The sequence below is a fragment of the Dolichospermum sp. UHCC 0259 genome (genome assembly GCF_009711935.1).
GTDB lineage: Bacteria > Cyanobacteriota > Cyanobacteriia > Cyanobacteriales > Nostocaceae > Dolichospermum.
This window is the reverse complement of the sequence record NZ_VIKX01000050.1, coordinates 25,648-48,446: the sequence shown is the minus strand read 5'-3', so window position 1 is coordinate 48,446 and position 22,799 is coordinate 25,648. Positions and strand designations below refer to the sequence as shown.

Annotated in this window: 24 protein-coding genes; 4 read left to right on the top strand and 20 right to left on the bottom strand. The window is 36.8% G+C overall.

What is annotated here, in order from left to right:
• Positions 1–163: 163 nt before the first annotated feature.
• The 7 genes from FJR05_RS04265 to FJR05_RS04235 all read right to left on the bottom strand — a co-directional run bounded on the left by FJR05_RS04265 (position 164) and on the right by FJR05_RS04235 (position 5,587).
• Entirely contained in the window at positions 164–355 is a 192-nt protein-coding gene (locus FJR05_RS04265; protein WP_168642951.1) for a hypothetical protein, read from the bottom strand.
• 99 nt (positions 356–454) lie between these two features.
• Positions 455–1,228, bottom strand: a complete 774-nt coding sequence (gene hisF, locus FJR05_RS04260; protein WP_096671580.1) for an imidazole glycerol phosphate synthase subunit HisF — start codon at positions 1,226–1,228, stop codon at positions 455–457.
• Positions 1,229–1,461: 233 nt separating this feature from the next.
• Positions 1,462–4,182, bottom strand: a complete 2,721-nt coding sequence (locus FJR05_RS04255; RefSeq protein ID WP_254446712.1) for a tetratricopeptide repeat protein — start codon at positions 4,180–4,182, stop codon at positions 1,462–1,464.
• Positions 4,183–4,289: 107 nt separating this feature from the next.
• Positions 4,290–4,721 carry a DUF29 family protein gene (locus tag FJR05_RS04250; protein ID WP_168642950.1) on the bottom strand — a complete coding sequence of 144 codons (432 nt, stop codon included), beginning with the start codon at positions 4,719–4,721 and terminating at the stop codon, positions 4,290–4,292.
• Positions 4,722–4,747: 26 nt separating this feature from the next.
• Positions 4,748–5,005: a type II toxin-antitoxin system HicB family antitoxin gene (locus FJR05_RS04245; protein WP_174783572.1), complete on the bottom strand. Its 258-nt coding sequence runs from the start codon at positions 5,003–5,005 to the stop codon at positions 4,748–4,750.
• A complete protein-coding gene (locus FJR05_RS04240) occupies positions 5,005–5,190 on the bottom strand; it encodes a type II toxin-antitoxin system HicA family toxin (RefSeq protein WP_168642949.1) in 186 nt (61 codons plus the stop codon). Before FJR05_RS04240 ends, FJR05_RS04245 begins: the two co-directional genes overlap by 1 nt.
• A gap of 7 nt (positions 5,191–5,197) precedes the next feature.
• Positions 5,198–5,587: a hypothetical protein gene (locus tag FJR05_RS04235; RefSeq protein WP_168642948.1), complete on the bottom strand. Its 390-nt coding sequence runs from the start codon at positions 5,585–5,587 to the stop codon at positions 5,198–5,200.
• A 253-nt stretch (positions 5,588–5,840) separates the two neighbouring features.
• Here FJR05_RS04235 and htpG point away from each other — a divergent pair, with 253 nt between their 5' ends.
• Entirely contained in the window at positions 5,841–7,808 is a 1,968-nt protein-coding gene (gene htpG, locus FJR05_RS04230; RefSeq protein WP_168642947.1) for a molecular chaperone HtpG, read from the top strand.
• A gap of 195 nt (positions 7,809–8,003) precedes the next feature.
• Positions 8,004–8,240, top strand: a complete 237-nt coding sequence (gene rpmB, locus FJR05_RS04225; protein WP_168642946.1) for a 50S ribosomal protein L28 — start codon at positions 8,004–8,006, stop codon at positions 8,238–8,240.
• Between the two features lie 118 nt (positions 8,241–8,358).
• Here the strand turns inward: rpmB and FJR05_RS04220 are convergent, their stop codons facing one another.
• A complete protein-coding gene (locus tag FJR05_RS04220; protein ID WP_168642945.1) occupies positions 8,359–9,258 on the bottom strand; it encodes a metallophosphoesterase in 900 nt (299 codons plus the stop codon).
• Positions 9,259–9,340: 82 nt separating this feature from the next.
• On the opposite strand from FJR05_RS04220, the gene FJR05_RS04215 reads away from it, so the two are divergent.
• On the top strand, positions 9,341–10,234 hold the full coding sequence (locus tag FJR05_RS04215; RefSeq protein ID WP_168642944.1) for a hypothetical protein: 894 nt from the start codon (positions 9,341–9,343) through the stop codon (positions 10,232–10,234).
• 181 nt (positions 10,235–10,415) lie between these two features.
• A complete protein-coding gene (locus tag FJR05_RS04210) occupies positions 10,416–11,111 on the top strand; it encodes a DUF305 domain-containing protein (protein WP_168642943.1) in 696 nt (231 codons plus the stop codon).
• Positions 11,112–11,239: 128 nt separating this feature from the next.
• Here the strand turns inward: FJR05_RS04210 and FJR05_RS04205 are convergent, their stop codons facing one another.
• From FJR05_RS04205 to FJR05_RS27555, 12 genes are all read right to left on the bottom strand, one after another.
• Positions 11,240–11,863 carry a 4Fe-4S single cluster domain-containing protein gene (locus FJR05_RS04205; protein ID WP_168642942.1) on the bottom strand — a complete coding sequence of 208 codons (624 nt, stop codon included), beginning with the start codon at positions 11,861–11,863 and terminating at the stop codon, positions 11,240–11,242.
• Between the two features lie 128 nt (positions 11,864–11,991).
• Positions 11,992–12,510, bottom strand: a complete 519-nt coding sequence (locus FJR05_RS04200) for a hypothetical protein (protein WP_168642941.1) — start codon at positions 12,508–12,510, stop codon at positions 11,992–11,994.
• Positions 12,511–12,792: 282 nt separating this feature from the next.
• On the bottom strand, positions 12,793–13,551 hold the full coding sequence (locus tag FJR05_RS04195) for a retron system putative HNH endonuclease (RefSeq protein ID WP_168642940.1): 759 nt from the start codon (positions 13,549–13,551) through the stop codon (positions 12,793–12,795).
• Positions 13,548–14,897, bottom strand: coding sequence for an AAA family ATPase (locus tag FJR05_RS04190; RefSeq protein ID WP_168642939.1), 1,350 nt, complete (start codon positions 14,895–14,897; stop codon positions 13,548–13,550). The genes FJR05_RS04195 and FJR05_RS04190 overlap by 4 nt, the downstream gene beginning before the upstream one ends.
• Positions 14,898–14,922: 25 nt before the next feature.
• Complete coding sequence (locus FJR05_RS04185) at positions 14,923–15,150, bottom strand: hypothetical protein (RefSeq protein ID WP_027402827.1); 228 nt, start codon at positions 15,148–15,150, stop codon at positions 14,923–14,925.
• Between the two features lie 50 nt (positions 15,151–15,200).
• A complete protein-coding gene (locus tag FJR05_RS04180) occupies positions 15,201–16,010 on the bottom strand; it encodes a pentapeptide repeat-containing protein (RefSeq protein ID WP_168642938.1) in 810 nt (269 codons plus the stop codon).
• Positions 16,011–16,153: 143 nt separating this feature from the next.
• The gene (locus FJR05_RS04175) at positions 16,154–16,795 is read right to left on the bottom strand and encodes a hypothetical protein (RefSeq protein WP_168642937.1); all 642 of its coding nucleotides are present in this window, start codon (positions 16,793–16,795) and stop codon (positions 16,154–16,156) included.
• Positions 16,796–17,373: 578 nt separating this feature from the next.
• On the bottom strand, positions 17,374–18,237 hold the full coding sequence (locus tag FJR05_RS04170) for a universal stress protein (RefSeq protein WP_168642936.1): 864 nt from the start codon (positions 18,235–18,237) through the stop codon (positions 17,374–17,376).
• A gap of 43 nt (positions 18,238–18,280) precedes the next feature.
• Positions 18,281–19,696, bottom strand: coding sequence for a SulP family inorganic anion transporter (locus tag FJR05_RS04165; RefSeq protein ID WP_168642964.1), 1,416 nt, complete (start codon positions 19,694–19,696; stop codon positions 18,281–18,283).
• A 660-nt stretch (positions 19,697–20,356) separates the two neighbouring features.
• Positions 20,357–21,538: an acyltransferase gene (locus FJR05_RS04160; RefSeq protein WP_168642935.1), complete on the bottom strand. Its 1,182-nt coding sequence runs from the start codon at positions 21,536–21,538 to the stop codon at positions 20,357–20,359.
• 120 nt (positions 21,539–21,658) lie between these two features.
• Positions 21,659–21,949, bottom strand: a complete 291-nt coding sequence (locus FJR05_RS04155; protein WP_168642934.1) for a hypothetical protein — start codon at positions 21,947–21,949, stop codon at positions 21,659–21,661.
• 672 nt (positions 21,950–22,621) lie between these two features.
• Complete coding sequence (locus FJR05_RS27555) at positions 22,622–22,753, bottom strand: hypothetical protein (RefSeq protein WP_256376170.1); 132 nt, start codon at positions 22,751–22,753, stop codon at positions 22,622–22,624.
• Positions 22,754–22,799: the final 46 nt, after the last annotated feature.

Sequence of the window (22,799 nt, the reverse complement as noted above, 5' to 3'; positions counted from 1 at the left end):
ATTTAGTCTAATATAACAACTGGATTTCCAGAATGGCAATTAATCGGTGATTTTAGGGGTATTCAATGTGGATAATGTGCCAGAAATAAATGTTGATATCATCAAAAATCAACCACTTTCCTTCTTCCTTCTTCCTTCTTCCTTCTTCCTCCTGACTCCTGATTTAATTTACTTGTAATAAATAACTCATGCAGTGTCCCATCAAAAAGTAAACAACTAGCATGGCGGCTGCGGCTAATGCCACCAGTGTACCAGCGAGCATTAGCGAAAATTCTTTATGCTGATAAGCCTTTTCCATTAGGTGTAGCGACCATGCTACAAGTGCGACATCAAAGATTAAAATAGGAATCAACATATTTCTTAATATTTCTTCATAGAAGTACCCTTATCTTAACACTGTTTTGGATAACTGTGTTTTGTCTTCAATAGATGCAGTTGGTCGCTGTATTGGATCTCAAGTGGGAAGGCGGACAGGAACATGGCGTTCTTGCAAATAGGTTTTAATTTGTGCTACGCTTAATTTCCCAAAATGTAACAAAGACGCTAAAAGTGCCGCTTCGGCTTTACCTTCCGTTAAAGCAGTGTGAATGTGTTCACAATTCCCAGCACCACCAGAAGCAATGACGGGGATTTCTACTGCATTAGCGATCGCTTTTGTCAATTCCAAATCATAACCAGCTTGAGTACCATCAGCATCCATACTCGTCACCAACAACTCTCCAGCGCCTCGTTTTGTGACTTCTTCCGCCCAGCGAAGGGCATCAATACCAGTATTTTCTCTACCACCGCGAACGTAGACATCCCAGCCAGGATTTTCAGGATCAAGTCTACGTCTAGCATCAATAGCTACAACAATACACTGATTACCAAAGCGATCGCTGGCATGATTAATTAAATCTGGGTTTCTGACCGCCGCCGAATTAATACTAACCTTATCAGCCCCTGCTCTTAACAAACCTTTAACATTTTCTAAGGTTTGAATCCCACCACCCACAGTCAGGGGAATGAAGACCTGTTCAGCAGTCCGGTAAACCACATCAATAATCGTGTCCCTGTCTTCATGAGTAGCCGTAATATCCAGAAACACTAACTCATCAGCACCGGCTTCATTGTAAACCTTGGCCAGTTCTACAGGATCACCCGCATCCTTAAGATCCACAAAGTTAATTCCCTTCACAACTCTGCCGGCCTTGACATCTAGACAAGGTAAGATTCTTTTAGACAACATAACGACTTTTTCACTCCCGGTAATTGCTAGGAATTTAAATTGTAAAGGCAATTGGGGAATAGATGACAAGAGAGGGTTAATATCAGTCAGTTGTCAGTTGTCAGTAGTCAGTTGCTAGTTGTCAGTGGTCGGTTGTCATGGGAACAAGTAATTTAACACTGATAATCCTGTAAATCCTATAATCCTGGACATCCTGATTCTGACAATTTTATGATTGCATTACAAACCTGTTTTTATATATCGCCATCAGATGTTTTTGTTTGCTGTTGCAACAACTCTCGAATAAATGACAATAGATCAGGATTGCTTTCTATCATTTCTAGCAAGATTAATGCTGTTTCTGTATTAAGTACGGGAAAGTTTGCTTGTTGTGCAAGTGTATGGAGAACATAACTTAATATTTCCGTATTGCAATGCAGAAGATTCTGTATATGCCAGCCTTTTATTGCAAATATTGCATTTTGCGTACTTGGATGTTCATTGCCTAATTTTTTTTGATATATTGCTAATACTTGTTTAGCTAAATCTTCAGCTTTTGAATATTTACCTTGCGCTTCATACAAAAATGCCAAACTATTGAGACTGGAAACAACATCGAAATGGTCAGTACCTAATTGGAGTTTTCTGATTTCTAAAGACTGAAGATAGAGAGGTTCAGCATCGTTGTAACGTCCTTGAGAAGAATAAAGTAATGCTAAATTGTTAAGACCCTGTGCTACATTTGGATGATCAGTACCTAATTGGCGTTTTTTAATTTCTAAAGATTGTAAAAAGAGAGGTTCAGCGTCAGTATAACGTTCTTGAATTCTGTACAATTCTGCTAAATTATTGAGGCATTGTGCTACATTGGGATGATCAGTGCCTAATTTTTGTTTTTCGATTTCTAAAGATTGTAAAAAAAGAAGTTCAGCATCGCCATAACGTCCTTGTGAATAGTACAGTCCTGCTAAATTATTAAGACTAGTAGCGACTTCAGGATGGTCAATACCTAATTGACATTTTGCGATTTCTAAAGACTGAAGATAGAGAGGTTCAGCATCGCTATAACGTCCTTGTAAATAAAAAAATAGTGCCAAATTGTTGAGACTTTGTCCGACATCAGGATGGTCAGTACCCAATTTACATTTTCTGATTTCTAAAGACTGAAGATAGAGAGGTTCTGCATTACTATAATATCCTTGCAGTTCATATAGTGATGCCAAATTGTTGAGACTTTGTGCGACATCAGGATGGTCAGCACCTAGTTGGCGTTTTCTCATTTCTAAAGATTGCAAATAGAGAGGTTCTGCTTTACTGTAATTTCGTTGAGCTTTGTACAATTCTGCTAAATTGTTAAAACTGAGAGCCACACTGAGATTATCAGTACCTAATTGGTGTTTCCAGATTTCTGAAGATTGTAAATAAAGTGGTTCTGCTTTACTGTAACATCCTTGAGCTTTATACAGTACAGCTAAATTATTAAGACTTTGTGCGACAGCAGGATGGTCAGCACCTAGTTGGTGTTTTCTGATTTCTAAAGATTGGAGATAGAGAGGTTCAGCTTCGCTATAACGTCCTTGGTAATAATAAAGTACAGCTAAACCGTTTAAACTAAAAGTAAATTCAGTATTTTCATTATCTTCACACCAAGCAATCATCTTCTTTAAATGTGGTTCAATTAAATTAAATGTTTCTAGATTGATTAAATCATTAATATTACTAGCAAAATCAATAAACACATCACAATATACTTGTTTAATTTGGTTGTGATTAAAATGCTGTTTTAGATGTTCACTAAAATAGTCATGAATAAGTAAATGTAAATTATAAATATTTTCTTCAATAGTCATCACCAGATGCAGTTTTCTTAAAGATTTTAACCAACGGTCTTTTAAATCATCCTCACTAAATGATTCACCTTGCAACTGTTGATAAATGGCTGTAACAAAATCCCAACAAACAGGAGAAGCTGCAAAAGCGCCAAACACACAAGCGAGATGTTTAGCTTCTGGTTTCAATTCTTCCCAACTCAAATCAAATGCAGCTTGTAAACCTCTTTGTGCTTCCATTCCTCCTGGAACTTCTTCTGGTGACAGTGCAGGATGTTTAACTTTTTCTTGCAACTTACCACGCATTGCTAACAGTGATAAATCCTGATAGTCTTCATCATCTAAATAATATGCCACCAATTCTAAAGCTAAAGGCAAATATCCTAACTCATAACAAAGTAGTTTAGCCTGTTCTGGTTCTGCATCAATTCTTTCTTGTCCAATAATTGCAGCTAATAAATCTACTGCTGCTGCTTCTGACAATACTTGTAACTCTAACTTTTCCGCAATGCGTTTATCTGGTGTTTCCCGCGAAGTCATCAACAACCGCAGAGAAACTAAATCTTTTGGTGGTAAATAGGTTTTGATGTCAGCTAACCCAGATACATCATCAAGAATCAACAATACATTTTCTGTTTGGTATTTCCATTGTTGCCAACAAGCCGTTACCATTTGTTGAGTAGATAAATTGGCTGGTAATTCGGCTTTAAATCTCCATTTAGTCAAAGCGATAATTTCCGCAGCCATATTTTGCCTATCTCTGGCATCAATATAATAGACTCCACCAGTAAAGAATGATATACATTCTGTTAAATTGGCATATTCTCGCACCAGTCCAGTTTTCCCAACTCCACCCATTCCAGAGACAACACAAACGTTTTTACCACTTTGCAATAATTGATGGAGTTTTTCTAATTCGTCTTCCCGTCCAAACAATCCACCCTCACGGGGTTTTGGTGGTGTGAAAGGATTTCCTTCTAGTTGTGTAGGTTGGGAGGAAAAGATGTTAGTTTGAACATTGTTATCACCGGATTGTGTGATTTCTATGTGTTTGTCAATGTGGTTAAAGTTCATAGGAAAATTGTAATTAAAAAGTAATTTATCTCGTTTATCTCGTTCCCAGTCTTCGACTGGGAATGCTATCATCGAGGCTCTGCCTCTGCTATTTCTGCTATTATTGAAGTCAGAGACTTCTAGAATTCATTCCCATACAGAGTATGGGAACGAGAAAAGACTTAATTTGACTATTTTGTCTATATAGCATTTTCTAAAATTAAATTAATAGCTTGTTGTAATATCATTTCCTTATCTACCATTGCTGCTAATTCTTCAGTTTCATATCTACCTTCAAATGCTTCTTTGGCTGCACCATTTAATGACAAATCATAGGCATCTTCTAGGGTTTCTCGCAATTCTTCAGTTGTAAAGTACATTCCCCCAGATTTACGACGTTTGTTTGTGCGTTGAATTTCTTTCACTGCATTAGCAATAGACAAATTCCATGATCTAGTTGTCCGTCTTTCCGCAGCTTGCTGAATTAGATGCAGAAGAATAATTTTGCCAAAACTGAAAATCTTATTCAATTTATCATCTTTACTCATTTCAGCCATCTCTTCAACTAGCAGCAATGCACCAGGAATATTGCCATTAATCAGTAATTGTTGAAGTTCTAGTAATTCTTCCATAACTCAAACCTCCTGAATTAAAATTCTCACTTCAAAACTTCTACCCCAATATGTGTGAGATAAAATTCCTCACCCTCTGACTCCCGCAACGCATCCAAATAAGCATCAATACCACGAGGTGAGGGAATTGATTCGCTATCTTGAAGATGAAAAACTAAAGCTGAACGCATATTCTCTAAAGTTATTGTTAGTGTTTCACCTGTAGCAATACAACCCCACACATCAGGAGAGTATGCGGAAAATCCTGTTTCAGTTCTTTCTAAAACGATCAGATACTTATCCATTATTTGAGTCCTGCTTGTCTGAGAATGCTTCCTAACGTTCCTTTCTTGACATCATCACCCATTTTCCCTGATACTGTTACCTTACCTAATTTAATGGGATGTTTAAACTGGCGATGACTACCTTCTGTTGTTACCAAATACCAACCATCTGATTCAAGCAAATTAATAACTTCTCGTATTTTCATAATAAGTTCAGAAGTTACTAAAGTTATTATTTTGAGTATTGCCTGTACCAGTTTGGGAAATATTAATCTGTTTACCAATAATATTAATTGTGCCTCCTGCTTTCACGGCTTGATACTTTTCCTGAAATGTGGCATTTTCTTCTACATCAGCAGTAGTAACCAATTCTGCAAAAATCGGATCTGAGGGAATTTGTTGTAAAACTTCCGGCTTGAGAGATAATACTTCTGGATTCCCTGCTGCTAACGCTGCTGCTGTTTCTGGGGAATGTTTGCGAATTACCGCAAGTGCTTCACCAACCTTTTGCATGAGAAAATCACTAAAATTTTCACCCTGTTTCTGTAATACTCCAGTGAGAAAGATGGTAGCAATAGCAGTAGCTAGAGTTATCGGTTCCATAGAATTATTCCTAAAGATGGTTGAATATACTTAATTTTTATTATAAATGCCTAAGAGGTTGTTTTAAAGGGCGGTTAGAAACCGCGTCTACACAGGCAAAACCCACCTTCGTGGGTTAAAATAAACCATTAACAATAACCCTGGTAGTGTAATCCGAATCATAATGAAGAGGTATTCCTTACCCCAAAAGAGATAAAATCACGGAAAAATGATTTTCATAAAATATATCTGCAAGTAAAACCGACGGATAACTATGTTAGAACAAGGCAATATCAGTATTCATACCGATAATATTTTCCCGATTATCAAGAAGTCTCTCTACTCAGATCATCAAATCTTCTTGCGGGAACTGGTATCCAACGCGGTAGACGCTATCCAAAAGTTAAATATGGTATCCCGCGCTGGGGAATACAATGGGGAAATTGGCGAACCAGAAATTACCATTAGCATTGATAAAGACAACAAAATCCTCTCCATTACTGATAATGGTATTGGCATGACCGCAGAGGAAGTAAAAAAATATATTAACCAAGTTGCCTTTTCTAGTGCTGAGGAATTTATTCACAAGTATGAAGGTAAGGCAGATCAACCGATTATCGGTCATTTCGGTTTAGGTTTCTACTCTTCTTTCATGGTAGCGAAACAAGTAGAAATTGATACTCTATCTTATCAAGAAGGCGCACAGGCTGTGCGTTGGACTTGTGATGGTTCACCTAAATTTGTTTTAGATGAATCTCCTCGCACCACTCGCGGAACTACAATTATTCTCACATTGGAAGGAGAAGAAGAGGAGTTTCTCGAACCAGCACGAATTAAGAATCTTGTCAAGACCTACTGCGATTTCATGTCAGTTCCCATTAAGATGGATGGGGAAGTTTTAAATAAACAAAAAGCTGCATGGCGTGAATCTCCCAGCAATCTTACTGAAGAAGATTATTTAGATTTTTACCGCTACTTGTATCCTTTCCAAGAAGAACCCTTGCTGTGGGTGCATTTGAATACAGATTATCCCTTTGTGATTAACGGGATTTTGTACTTTCCCAAAATGCGTCCTGATGTAGATGTGACGAAGGGACAAATTAAGTTATTCTGCAATCAGGTGTTTGTCAGTGATAACTGTGAGGAAATTATTCCCCAGTTTTTAATGCCTATGCGAGGGGTAATTGATAGTACAGATATTCCTTTGAATGTATCACGGAGTGCATTACAAGGCGATCGCACCATCAAGCGAATTGGTGATTATATAGCCAAAAAAGTTGGCGATAGACTCAAAGAATTATACCGCGACAACCGTGAACAATACGTAACAGCCTGGAAAGACTTGGGAACATTCGTAAAATTTGGCGTTCTCAACGATGATAAATTTAAAAAACAAGTCGAAGACATCATCATCTTCCGCAGCACAGCCAAATTAGAAGCCGCTGTAGCCGACACCGCAGCCGTTGAAGTCCAATCTGCTGAAGGTGATGCGTGGCAAGATGTCACTCCAGCTAACACCACTAGCATCCCCTACACCACCCTGAAAGAATACTTAGAACGGAACAAAGAACGTCACGAAAACAAGGTATTCTACAGCACCGATGCAGCTACTCAATCCACATACATCGAACTGCACAAAAATCAAGGTTTGGAAGTCCTATATATGGACTCCTTTATTGATACCCACTTCATCAACTTCCTAGAACAAGAATATCGAGATGTCAAATTTACACGGGTAGACTCTGACCTCGATAACACCCTCCTCGATGACAAAACTGGCGAAATTGTTGACCCCACCACCAACAAAACCAAAGGAGAAGTCATTAAAGAACTATTTGAGAAAGCCCTCAACAAGCCAAAACTCAACATCCGCACCGAATCCTTGAAATCAGATGATCCTCAAGGCACACCACCTGCAATGGTGTTATTACCCGAATTTCTCCGCCGGATGCGAGAAATGAGTGCTATGATGCAGCAGCAAACCGTCGAGTTCCCCGAAGAACATATTTTACTAGTAAATACTGCTCACCCGTTAATTCAAAACTTGGTTAATCTGAGTCAAGGTAGTATTATTCAAGGTGATGGTGAATCACCATCCAGCCAATTAGTAAATATGATGTGTCAGCACGTTTATGATCTAGCACTGATATCTCAAAAAGGCTTTGATGCAGAAGGCATGAAATCCTTTGTAGAACGTTCCAATGACGTACTCACCAAGCTAACAGAACAAGCCAGCAAGTAACAATACCTTAGCCATTTTTTGTAGGTTGGGTTAAGCGACAGCGCAACCCAAAGCATTTGTTGGGTTTCATGCTATTGCTCCGCAACGCTCACGCGAACAACCCAACCTACAAATCAAAACATAAGCTGTCAATCAGGCTTTCAGAAGCTACAATAGGAAGGTTGTCTTAAAATAGAACTCTAGGAGATATTTATTATGTCCCGTCGTTGTGAACTAACTGGTAAAAAAGCCAATAACGCTTGTTCCGTTTCCCACTCTAACCGTCACACCAAGCGTCTACAGCACGTTAATCTGCAAAACAAGCGGGTTTGGTGGGCTGCTGGCAACCGTTGGGTAAAATTGAAACTTTCCACCAAAGCCATTAAAACCTTAGAATTTAAAGGTTTAGACGCAATGGCCAAAGAAGCAGGAATCAACCTCAACCATTACTAAATAGTAGGGAACAGGGGACAGGGAACAGGGAACAGGGGGAGGAAAATTTCTTTGATATTGATTATTCTTCTTTCTGACTTTGGGCAACCACAGGGGGTTGCCCCTACAATTCCTTTCATTAAACACTATTTAATTTAATTATACCCTGATCAAAAACGCGATTATTAGTACCAATAGCACTCACTTCCATTCTATCTGCATATACATCATAAGCAGCAAAACTCAAATCACTGGTTGAATATTCTGTCCATTCAGAACGACCAACCGGACGATTACCAGCACCAGCACCACAGATTAAATATGTAGTTCCATTAATAGCGCGAGTTCGTTCATAATTATGTTCATGACCATTGATATAAAGTTGAACATTGTATTTCTTAAATAGCGGAGTAAAGGTTTTAATAAAACTTGCATTATTCCCATAATGACCAGATGAATAAATGGGATGATGACCAAAGACAACTTTCCAAGGTGCTTTACTCAGACTTAATTCTTTATCTAACCAAACTAACTGATTTTTCCAATCAGCATTACCATTAGTATCTAACGCAAAAAACTGAACTTTATTTTGACTAAATGTGTAATAACGTCCCTGCATATTAAAACCAGGATATTTAACTTGGGGAACACCATTATCCGTGCGAATATCATGATTACCTAAACAAGCATAAAACTTGACACCATTTTTTAGTAAAGGTTGATAAGGACGTTCAAAAACTGCATTGATTTTCTCAATTTCGCCATTATTATAAATGTTATCACCAGCTAAAACTACTAAATTATAAGGATTTTGCTGATAATAAAAATTCATAGCATTTGCTACAGCATATTGTCCTTTTGCACCAGTTCCTGTATCAGCAACAGAGACAAAACGCAATAATAAATCTTTTTTGACTGGTTTCGCTGCTGTTGCTGATTCTATGAGAGAATTTGAATTTGACAATTTCCAACCCAGAAATCCAGATCCTATGGTGCTGATTCCACTTAAAAACAAAAATTGACGGCGATTAATATTCATATTTTATTAAATGGCACAATAGATGATTATAGTCAAAATATGTTTTCTATATTCTTGATTCGCTAATTTGGGTAAAAGTTCCATGTCAGGAGACAAACGCAGAAAAACAAGAAGTGAACCCGCACCTACACTCTATCAAAAAAATCAACCAATTTGGAAAACGGCAATTATCCAAGTTTTGCGGGGAACGATTGGTGTTTTAGAAACTACAGTAGTTAAACTGGAGACAGAAACACCTGCTGATACTCAGAAAAAAACTAATTTTTTATCGCGTTGGGATGGATTTTTAAGGACATTCCGCTTATTTTTACCATCAAATATATCTAACAATGTATCAGATACGGTGCTGACAGGGATTTTTGCAGTAATTTTTGTGGTGACAATAGGAATAACTACATTTATGTTTATTCCTAAATCGGTTGAAGTCGCAACTGTTCCCCCAGTAGAAGAGGTTATCCCACCAAAATCAATTATAGAAGCAGAACCAACTCCAACCCCAGCTATAGAACCAGAAGCAATTCCAACCCCAGCTATAGAAGCAGAACCAATTCCAACCCCCGTTATAGAACCAGAACCAACTCCAGTTATAGAACCAGAACCAATTCCAACCCCCGTTATAGAACCAGAACCAACCCCGATTCCAGTTGTCGAATTAACACCTGAACAAGCTTTACTAGCAGCAATTGAAAATCAGTTTTCGGATATTACCATTGCTGTAAAAAATACGAAGGATAAAAATATTATTCCTCAACTAATAAAACCTCTTCAAGCTAACTTTCGTACTAGCGATTTAACTGTAAAAATTAGCGATATTTGGTATAATCTGGAAAAATCTCAACAGGATAAACTAGCAGCAGATATATTGCAACGTTCTCAAGAACTTAATTTTATCCACTTAGAAGTTGTTGATTTTCAAGAGAAAATAATTGCCCGTAGTCCAGTTGTGGGTAATGAAATGATAATTTTTAATCGTTGAAATTTGATAGATAGTTATTTTGTTAAGAAAGATTAATATCACAAAACATTTCATCTTGATTTCATATTCCCATGAAAAGCTAGAATTATAGTTAAACACATAACTATTCCCCAGTATTTGCAACAGTTAGGTTTGATGACTTTTACTGTCAAATCTTGATATTTTCAAGGAAAAACAAGTTATGAAAAGCAAAAATTTGATTTATGGTTTGATTGGATTAGTAAGCAGTAGTGTTGTTAGTGGATTATTAATTGTCAGTAACACACAAGCACAAAGTCCCAATTCTGAACACAATTCTCATCATTCATCTCAACAAGCTAATCCCTCCAAAAAAGGAATGATGATGCAAACAGATCAGCATTTTATAGAAATGATGATTCCGCACCATCAGCAAGCAGTAGAAATGGCTGATATCGCATCAACTCGCGCACAACATCCAGAAATTAAGAACCTAGCAGTTGCTATCAAAAAAGACCAAACCCGCGAAATTGAACAGATGCGAACCTGGTATAAGACATGGTACGGTAAAGAAGTACCTGTAATGACTATGACTGATCAAGAAATGATGACAGGTCATGGGAATATGTGCCAACAGATGAATCCATCAGACACGATGAAAATGCCGATGAATGGTAAAATGAACTGCATGAATATGGATTTAGAAACATTAAAAAATGCCCCAGATTTCGATAAAGAATTTATTCGTCAAATGATTCCTCATCATCGTATGGCTGTCAAAATGTCACAGATGATTGCTAAAAAAACTGCCAAACCACAAATCCGTAATTTGGCTAAGTCTATCATTAAAACTCAAATAGCAGAAATTAACCAAATGCAGCAATGGTATCAAAGTTGGTATAAGTCAAAGCCTGTATAAACTATTGTGAAAAACGTATATTGCGCCTGATTTATAATCGGTACGGCTGGTTGTATGCAGAATTTTAGCATTTCCAAATTTGAGAGACTGAAAAATGAACCTACCTTGATTTTTCAGCCTCCCTAAAATTAGCTTAATTCTAATAAACCTTGATAACCTGTAACAATGCGATTACCATCTTTGAGAATATGCACTTCAATTTGATCACTAGCCCAAGTGATTTTATCTGCAAATTCTGGATTAAAGATATTGACTTTTTGATTACTAGAAGAAACAGGAGAATCAGGAGAATTAATTGCTAGAGACTTGACAAAAGGACCATCAATCAAAATATCTAACTCTGCCAATAATTCTTTTGCACCAGGAGGTGCGGAATCAGATTGTAATTGCTGGAGTGTAAAACCGGTAAAAGACATGACATTTAAACCTGCGGCTTTTAACCTTTTGGCTAAAATTGTTAGTGCAGGTGCTTGCCAAAATGGTTCACCACCGGAAAAAGTTACACCCGTATTCTGGGGATTTTTGAGAATACTTTCAGCAAGGGTATCAATAGCAACTAAATCATTAATCTCAAATGCCCAGGAGTCGGGATTAAAGCAACCAGAACACTCACGGTTACAACCTTGTACCCAGACAACAGCCCGACAGCCGGGTCCATTAACTTCTGATTGGTCAACATAACCCATAATGTTCAGATAACCGGGGGGAATGTCCGTGAGTGCTAGAGATGGGTTCATGGGCTTAGTTTCCATCTTTTCTCAACTCCTTTTCAACTTTTCCTATTACTTGCTAATATAGCGAGACTCTGAAAAAGTGTGGAGAAAGAAAAGATAAGCTTTTTAAAATTGGATTATTTTGTGCAGTCAACCTTTAGGTTTTTTTAAGCTTTTGACCAGGAGGGGATGAATGAACGCGCGGCAGCGATCGCATGAAAGAATGCAAATATCCTGTGGCTGGCTTGCCCATAATCACGGCATTTTTGCAGGTCGAAAGACCGTAATTCTTTCTCTATGACGTTTTCGACATCAGCAGCTAAATTTAACCTACCTTCATTGAGATAACATTCGGTTAAAAATAGTAATTTCTCAACATTAATTTCATTGCTTTCCCATTGAATTTCAACAGGAAACTCATAATTTTTTTCTAATGTTCCCCCACTGTAAACGGTTTCCATGAGTTTATTGCCGATAATATATTTAACTTTATGGGTGTTGGCCAGTCCCAGTAAATCATCAGCAGTTGGCTTTAATCCCAGACGACGACGGAAAACGGAATCAATAATTTCATATTTACTATTGTCTGGAAATACTGTGACAACCACAGCCGCAATCCCTTCTATATTTCCATAACATCCGATGATGTTTTGACTTTCTTCACCGTGAACAAATAAGATATCCATAATATGCACCAACTAAATTAATAATAGAGAATTGAGTGGACAATGAAAAACTCAATACCGATAATCTATCAGACTTTTTCCAAAAATTGAAGCTTTGTTCAAAAAAAAGAGTTTTTTTATCAATAGGTTAATTTTAGATTAATTACAAACTAAAATCTATTTCTTTAGATAGATGAAAGGGCAGATTTTATTTTGTTTAATCAAATGTTGCTCAAGTCAGATCCCCGACTTCTTAGAGAAGTCGGGGATCTTAGCGGATCTTATTTATTGTTCTGGATAATCTTAACCTGAATACGAAATATTCATAAGATGTCGTTCTGCACCTGCACCTAAAACCCAGCGAAGAGTTGTGAAAAACGGAGGCCAATCGTCTGTACCATGACCAAAATATTCGGCTGCAACTTTCTCTTCTAAATCATTTATATCAATTGTCTCATCATCAAGTTCTTTTTCTATTTCATCAATTACAACTAATCGTTGATCTTTCAATCTTTGAACATTAAGTTCCAGGGTATCAATAGTAAATTGAACATTTTCTATAGGAATACCAGACTTTAAACAAGCGTCTTCATCAGGTCTAATTTCACCATCTTTACTACTGAATTTGAATAAACGTAATGTTGGTAAATTGAGAGGATTTAATAATTGACCATCAGGGATGAACCCATGCTTTGCTGCACCACAGCAAGGAAAATTATTCGGAGGTCGTGAGTTTCTTATACTATCATCTTCACCAGGAATTTCTACGTTTTGCAGTCCACCTTGACAGATAGCCATCATATTTAGCCAATCTAGATCATGATTTTTCTCTGAAGTTGATGTGTGACAGGGTATAAAGTGTTCAACTGATCTATCTCTTTCATGTAGATTTATTTCGCAATAAGCACAAAGTCCTTTTTGATCAGATACTAAAGTTTTACGAATTGCATTTAAAGTTTCTTTATTCTTTTTTAAATCATTCCATCGTTTAAATTGAGAATAATATCGCTTTTTATAGTTTTTAATTTCCGCTGGTTCTGGGGATTTCAGCACTTTTTTCACACCGCATTCCTCCGTTCTAATCGGCGTATTTGCATATCTGCTCTAGTCATATCTGGATCAAAAGATTCCCAGTGTTGTAATTCTTTTTTAAGGCGTTTTGCTTCTTCTAATTGACCATTATCAATTGCTTCAAAAAGGCGTGTAAGTGTTCTTGATTCTTCTGTATCTGGTCTTAAATCACTCAATCCTAAAACTGATCTGACAATATCTGAACTGTTTCTTCCCTTTGTAGGTTCAGGACATTCCTTTATTTGATAATTTTCTAATATCTTCACCTGATTTTGTTTCACAGTTGTTACAACTTCAGGACTGTGGGTAGTGGCGATAATTTGAGTATTGGGAAATACCTTTTTTAAATCAGGAATAATCTTTTGTTGCCAAGTTGGATGTAAATGCAAATCTAACTCATCAATCATCAAAATGGCTTCTGCTGATAATGGGTTTTCCATATCTGGATTTGCTTGTGCTAAACGTCGCGCAAAATCCATTACCAACGCCAACATATTGCGATAACCTGCACTTAATTGACTTAGTAAAAGTTCTCTTTTCTCTCCTGTTTCCATTGTCCACTCAACCATCAATTTTGCAGATGTTGCACCTGAAAAATAAACACGAGCATTAGGAGCAATAATGGTAGAAATAGCATTTCTTACCTGCTTTAAAACAGAAAGTTCAAAATTGATATCTTTGCGATTTCTTCCCTCTCTTAATTCTTCGTACTCCCGCACAAAAAACCAGTTAACTAAATCTGTGAAGTTAGCTGTTGCATTAAAGGCTTTATTTAAAGTATCAAATCTATCAAAAGACTGATTGGAAATATTTTCAATATCAGCAATATTAGTTAAGTTACGATTACTTTGATAGTAAGCTATGACAGAAAATTCAGATGTTTTGTCATACCGTAAAGTATCACAGTTATATAGTAATTCAGAATAAAGCTTTTTAGTCCCTTCTTGTAAAGCTCTTGAGGTGTGTGAGACAAGTAACATTGACGATTTTCTCCTTTTTTTATCATCTACATCATTCTCACTTGGCGGATCTTTGTAAATAATTGTCCACTCTGGTAAACTCGTAGTTGATAAAGTAAATTCTGGATGATTCCTTTGTTCACTGCTATTTTGCTTGACAGGTAAATCTCGTTGCAAAACTGGAGATACTTCTTGTTCTTTATTTACAATTTTTTGAATTTCAGCCACATACGGATACATTGCCGCAGCAATACCATCCAATAATGCACTTTTACCCGATCCATTATTGCCAACAAAAATATTAATATCGGGATCTAAATTAACTTCTAAATGCTCAAAGCAGCGGAAGTTTTTGATCATAACTTTTTGAATGTGCATTGATTTATTTTTCTTGATAAAATTTCTAATCTTCTTCTAAAGCTACAGGTTCAGTAGGATCATCATAACGGATCACTTTGCCACGTAAAGGATAAAGATTGGTATTTTGTGTTTCTAGAGATTTAATTTGATGTTGTGCGGTTTGAGGTTGTAAAATAATCACTTCCACAACATCACCAGCATGGAAAGGTAAACCTTTTAATACCAAAGTTCCATCTTCAGTTAAGGATGTTTCGATTTTATGAGCATTCATATTATCAATCTGGTGTGTTACAGTTGATTTTATTTTAACCCTCGTTACCGTTAATTGCATTTCTTGGGTGTTAATAATTCTAAGTTATTCTCTAAAATCGTCCCTTTTAGATTTGCTCCCTGAAAATTTGTGCCGCGAATATTTGCACCTTTTAAATTTGCTCCTGCTAAGTTCGCACCTTTTAAATTTGCCCAACTTAAATCTGCTTCTGTTAAATTTGCTTCTGTTAAATTAGCTTTAGATAAAAATGCGTTTCCTAAATGAGCTTTTGTTAAATTAGCTTTATGTAGGTTGGCTTGATAAAGTTGAGCAGTCATTAATTCTGCTTCATATAAATTTGCTTCACTCAAGTTAGCGGTAATTAAATTAACTGCAATTAAAGTTGCAAAACATAAGTTACTGCGAATCAGTTGGGACGCTGCTAAATCAGCATTTTTTAAATTAGCATTTTGGAAATCTGTACCAATTAAATTGGCATCGTTAATGATAGTATTTTCCAGATTTGCACTACTAAAATTAGCACCAATAAAGTTGCCAAAACTTAAATTAGCCTGGGTTAAAATTGCCCCACTCAAATTAGCAATACTCAAGTTAGCTTGAGTCAAGTTAGCTTCGATTAATTTGGCTTGATAAAAAATAGCATTACTGAGATTGGCATAACTGAAGTTAGTTCGCACTAATAAAGCATGAGCTAAATTTACTTTATTCAAATTGACCCCTTGGAGATTTGCACCCCGGAGGTTTTCTCCTAGTAGATTTGCAGCACTAAGATCAATTTCAATTTGGGAATTTTTGTTTCTCCATTCTATCCAGGTAACTGCTCCTGAACGTAATACATTGAGATGTTGTTGATTTGCCATTTTTTGCTCCTTTAGGACTTACGCAAGTTTCACATTTAATATTTCTTGTAAGGTGCGTCAGACTCGATTATGGGGTAAGAATAAACAGATTTTTAACATCTGACGCACCCTACTAATATGTTAGTTGCGTCAATCTTGTTCCTTTATTCGTTACGCTTACCTTGGGAATTTTCCCTTCCAGGTGAGTTTTCAATTGCGGCTAAAGCGCCCGCTGCTCCTGCTAAAATATCCTGTTCTGAGCCACCTAAATAAAGTCTGCCAAAACTACCTACAGCTTGAACTTCGAGGATGTTAATTTGCGCTGCTTTTTCTGCTTCATTAGCTGCTAGTGCTGCATAAGCGGCTGGTTCAACTTCCAATACATAGAGGGTTTGTCCTGCTAATAGCAGTTGTCCTCGTCGGGTACGGTTAATCAGTTGGGTTTGGTAAGCGTCTATATTGCGGATAATTTGGCTAGAAACTACGCGAGGTTTGAGACATTCCTCTTTTTTCACTCCCATGAATGCCAAAATCGCATCTCCAGCGGCTCTTGTTTCCCCTTGAGAGCCAGAATGCACTTCTAATAGTCCATATAGTCGTTCTACTACTTGCACTCCAGGACGAACGGAAGCGGATTTCAGGGCTACGTCGGTAATCTTGTTGATTTCGATACCAGGGGAAATTTCAATCCATAGGGATGTATCCCCCGGTAATGGTAAGAAACCCTGGGCTACTGTTCCCATGTATGCGGCGTGTTGAGGTTGCAGATTGTCTAGAAATACGAAACTGCGTAGTTCTATGCCCAAAGTCTTAATTCTCCAGTCATGAGGGTAAACATTTTGGATTTAGATCCTCGATTTCTCAAAGAAGTCGGGGATCTGCAATATATGAGTTTACCGTTAAAGTGGACTGATTTGGTAAATAGTAATTGGTAATTTCTCTGCAAAAGAATGTTCTATAGGTATTAAAACAAGTGACAAGTAGGGATGTAGCAATCCTAAACCCCTATCTGCGTCAATCAAATCGGACTGCTATAGTTATGGACAAAATCACAGTTAAATACACATTGTTTTGCTTTTTGATTACTATTGGATGCCAATCAAAGACATTCCATATTATTCCTTGACCAGATCATTGCAATAGGTATTTGCCAACTAGGTAAAAACTCTGGCATCGCAAAAATGTCTCTATCCGTCAATGCCCAAGAAATGAGAGAACTAATAACATAAGCGGCAATCTTTCCAGAAATTTTTCCGATGAATGGCCAGCGCCGCCGTAATGCCAATATTGGGAACTTCACTCAAATCTAACACCAATGCTTGATAGTTCTGCACCAACGTTATCTACCGAGAGATACTTTTAGCTACAATGGCAGCAGTTAATCTTAACGGAACAGTAAAACCGGAATATTGCTACTTCTGAGTAATTGGGCAGTTGTACTACCAATTACTAAATGACGAATGCGGTTATGTCCATAAGCTCCCATCAGTAAAAGACTGATATTTTGCTCAGAAATATATTTATTAATAACCTCTTCCGATTCACCTTCTCTAATACTAGAAATTATCTGAAAACCTGCTGATTCTAAAATATATCTAGCTTCATTGACTCTGTTTTCTGCTCTGGAATAGGTTTCATTTTTAGTTACTTTCAATAGATGTATTTCTAAATTTTGAAAGCAAGGAGAATTGACTAAAAATTCTAGTGTCTTTTTCCCTGTTAAACTACCATCGTAAGCAACTAAAACTCGTTCGATGGGTCTATATTCACGGGTGGTAACTAAACACGGTTTTTTGGTACTACGGACAATTCGCTCTACATTTGATCCTAAATGTCCAGATGCAAAATCTACGGCTTCTCCCCGTTTACCTAAAACAATCAAATCGGAATTTTCTGCAAATTCTTGAAAACAATCTACCAGGAATCCGGTTTTATTAGTGACAGTAAAATCTTCTAAGCCTTCTGCATTAAGAGTTTCAGCGGCATTTTGTAAGATCAATCTTGCCCGTTTATTGTTTAGCTTGGCTTTTTCATGTTCTAAATTCACTAATTCATTTAGTAATTCTTCAGAAGCACCAAGTCCCAGACTACCACTGAAATTGATAGTAGAAACTACTTTTTGGCTGCGAATATCGGTGACAAACAAAACATTGATTTTGGCATGGAATTGATTAGCAAACCAAGCTGCATATTTGTAAACATTTTCAGCAAAGGCTGAACCATCGGTACAAAGTAAAATATTTTTCATGCTGGTTTTATTCGCTGGGAATTAAAGGGTAAAAGGTAAACTACTACTTTTTGGAAGCAGCGGATTTTTGAGAAGTTGCTAATTTATTCAGCAAGGTAGCACTAGCTTCATTGAGTCCAATTAGTTCTACTTCTGCACCATTGCGGCGAAATTTTAGCACTGCTCGATCAAGTACCTCTACTGCCCCTTGATCCCAAAGATGAGCATGAGTTAAATCAATGGTGACACGCTCTACAAGTTCTGTAAAATCAAAAGATGCTAAAAATTCATCTCTGGATAAAAAGAAAATCTGCCCAGCTACGTTATAGATGCAATGTAAACCATCTTCACTTAATACTTTATCTACAAATACCAATTGGGCAATTTTGTTAGAGAAAAATACTGTACTCATAACTATGCCTGTCACTACACCCAAAGCAAAATTTCGGGTGAAAATTGTTACAAACATCGTCGTTAACATAACGGCGGTTTCTGTGCGGGGAATGCGAGGAAGATTTTTGAAAGATGACCAGCGAAAAGTACCAATTGACACCATTATCATGACAGCAACTAAGGCGGCCATGGGCATTTGCTTCACCCAATCTTGCAAAAATAAAATGGCAATTAATAGGAAAATACCAGCCGCTAAAGTTGAAAGTCTGCCTCTACCACCAGACTGGACATTAATTACTGATTGTCCAATCATGCCACATCCAGCCATACCGCCAAAGAAGGCAGTAACTATATTTGCAATACCTTGTCCTTTGGCTTCTTGATTTTTATCGCTGGGGGTGTCTGTGAGTTCATCTACTAATGAAGCGGTGAGGAATGAAGCTAATAAACCAACGATCGCTAAAGTTAGAGAATAGGGCAAAATAATCTTTAATGTTTCCAAGGTGAATGGAACTTGGGGTAGGGCAAAACTGGGTAATGCGGTGGGTAATTGTCCCATATCCCCAACTGTGGGAACATCTAATTTGAGAGCGATCGCTGCTATGGTCATCACCGCTAAAGCTACCAATGGCGAAGGAACTGCTTTGGTAAAGCGAGGCAAAATATAAATAATTCCCAAGGAAAGAAGAGTTAACACATATACGGTAGGCGGGACATTACTTAGTTGGGGCAACTGGGCGAGGAAAATTAATACTGCTAACGCATTGATATAGCCAATCATGACTGCCCTGGGGACAAATCGCATTTGGCGACCGAGTTTGAGCAACCCAAACACAACTTGAAAGACCCCTGTAAGGAAGGTGGCAGCGAATAAATACTGCAAACCATGATCTTTGACCAAATCAATCATTAGTAGAGCCATCGCTCCTGTAGCGGCGGAAATTGATCCTGGTCTGCCGCCTAAAAACGCGGTGATGACGGCGATAATAAATGAAGCATACAGCCCAACTTTGGGATCTACCCCGGCAATAATTGAAAATGCGATCGCTTCTGGAATCAAAGCTAGTCCTACCACAGCACCCGCCATAATGTCTCGCTGGGTGTTAAAAAACCATTCCCGCTTCAAAATTGTTCTGTTCAAGTTTCCTCCTCATGTTTTCATGAAAATAAAATTGTCAGGGCATCATTTGCACTTAAAGTATCCCACTTGCCTATATAATTTCGTCATTAATAACTCGTAATTCTTTGCGGTTCTAGAATTACCTACACAGAAATATTTAGCTATTTTCAAACATAAATAGTAGCCAGGAGTAAAATCAAAGAAGCTTGTGTTATCTGCTTTTTTAAATTTTTAATTATTAATTTTTAATTGATTTATCTTGGCAGCAAATTTAGACAAGGTTAATCACCTAAAGCTATATTTAGAAACTTGATGCGCTTACCTCTACCCTAAGAGTTGTAGCTAAATCTTCAAGGTGGACAGTTTCTCTGTGTATTAATGGTTAAAGGCTTTTCTGGTCTTAACATCTGACTAGCGTTTGATTATTAATTTTTACAATATCATGGAAATGTTAATCTCGGCAAAGAAAATATAAAAATATGGGGCGACTAAAAGTCGCTAATACACAAACAAAGTCCACCTGAGTGGACTATTGCAAAAATCAGGTATTTTTAACCCAAGCAGCATCTGGGTTTTGTCTGCGTAGCCGCAATTAGAAATTGCAAAAACTGGTATTAATTGAGACTTTTATTCAATCACGGCATCTTTAACTTTCCGCTTTTTCAAAAAACTAGACATAAATGGACGCTCAAAGTATAAGTAAAACCAGTAAGCGATAATGAGTGACATTACTGTACCTAGTAAATAACATCCTGCTGCAAACATATCTGGTGAGATTGGTAGGTAAAACAGGAAGTAACGCACAAAAACTAAAACTGGTCCATGAGTGAGATAGAGACTATAGGAAAATGTTCCCAGGGCGATCGCTAAAGGATGTTGTAAGATCCGTAGGATTAAAGATGGTTGTTTGTCCTCAATTATTGACTTAGTTAAGGAAATAAATAGACAGGCAAATGCCAGACCGGCAAAAGTTTGATTAATCCATATATGCAGTCCTAATCGTCGCCATTCAGTTATAAAAGCAATACCAGTAAAGATAACAGTCAACCAACCCCAAGGTAAAGAATTTCTGATAGCTACTAACTGGGGTTTTCGAGAAAATCCAATATCTGCTGCTGCCATTCCTAAACAGAATATACCTAAAAACCAAGGATTGGCGGATTCAAATAATCCACTCAATAAAAATACAGGTGTTAAACCAATTAAAAAGGCAATAATGATAACTACAAATAATCCAAACCTTCGCCATATAGGTAAAAACAATAGGGGAAAGAAAAAGTATATTTGCCATTCTGAGGCCACAGTCCACATTGGTGGGTTAATGGTTAGATATGAACTACCGTCGAGATTATGAATTATCAGTAAGTGAAGCAAAAAATCAACAAAAGAGAATTTAGGTGAAAATGAGCCAAGACCGGCTATTTCATTCCATTGAAAACTGGTAAATTTCTCGAAAATAAATACAACTGCGGCTAGTAGTACACAGATAAATAAAATCATATAGTAAGGTGGGAGAATTCGCCGCGATCGCCTCTTAATATAATTCATGAAACCTCCCGATAGCTGACCATTTTCAGAACGCGCTACTGGCAGCATCAGAACATAACCAGAAAGAACAATAAAACTGATGACACTAAATGCGCCATATTTCATAGCTCTCACAAACAATGACCAAGATTCAGGCAATTGATCCCCAATTCCTGGTTCAACATGAACAAGTACAACATACAAAGATGCTAATCCACGTAATCCATCTAAATAAGGAAGATGAAGTCTTTTTTCGGCAGATTTTTCTATCATTATAGTCATTCAACTAATCTCCTGTGATATTTTTGTTGATATCCTGCAAACCACAAGAGTTGCAGGTTTATATTTTGTATCTCTTGCTAAAATCCTTGTTTTGCTAGAAGAAGTCCTAACAAAGTTAGATTACTTTTTTTTAGTTTTTATCGCTAAATCAAGGACTTTAGTTTTAGAATTTAGTGTTAAGGATTCATCAATTTTTGTTGTTAGATAATGTGACCTTACAAGTTTTTTCTCATTAGATTTAACACCATCCTGAATATAAACTGAGCTAACTATCCAGACAAAAATAGTGCGATATAGGAAATTACATAACTTTACGCCCCAGAAAACTGTTAGGATAGCACTTTCTATGAAAATATTTAATAAAACTTGTTTAAAGCGGTTCAATTGTGAAAAATATTGCCATTTATTCATAGGTTTATCAGCTTGGCTAAATTGGGATATTGAAAATTTACACCATTGTAAAATATCTAAGTTGAGACATTCTTTATTTACACCTTGTTCCCAACAAGTTTTTCTCTATTTGTATTTTGGGTTTGCAAATGATCAAGAAGAAATATAATATGAAGTTTTCAAGTATTTGCAGAACCCACAACAAGTTTATGACTTACGCAAAAGTCACTAAATATTGAATGAAATGGAAACTAGATAACACTGATAAAAGAGAGGTTCAGAAATTTTTTACGTAAGTCCTCAAGTTCTAGAAAGGACTCTTAAGTAGAAGTTATTTAATTGTTATAAATTGCTATACAAAAGATGCTGTATTGATTCATCAGCAAATTTTGCCATAAGCTATATGTACTTGTGGAAAATTAGAGTAAATACTTTTTTATATTTGGAACTCATAAATACTGAAGCTAAAAGCTTTGACATAACATCAAATTTCTAACTATTGCTGTATATAAGTTAGTAATTTGATAAGCGATTATAATTCAGTGATTCAGTTACCAAATATCAAAATAGTTCTTTCAATTCAATCACATCTGTTTACGCTATATCAAAATAGGTGTGGAATTTTTTCACTACTATCAAGATGTAATTGTTGAATTATTCATTAAATTTTCAAGCAAGTACAATTATCTTAAATTAGGGGGGAGTGTCTCCAACTTCCGCCATCACATTGAAGTTAACCATCGGAGCAAACAAATAAACACTTCCCCGATTACTATAACGGCTTCCTTGCAGCCAATTTTTAGAATCTGCCGCTGTTATAATCATAGTATGCCAATAAAATTTACTTATGCACTCTTTGTATAAAACACTT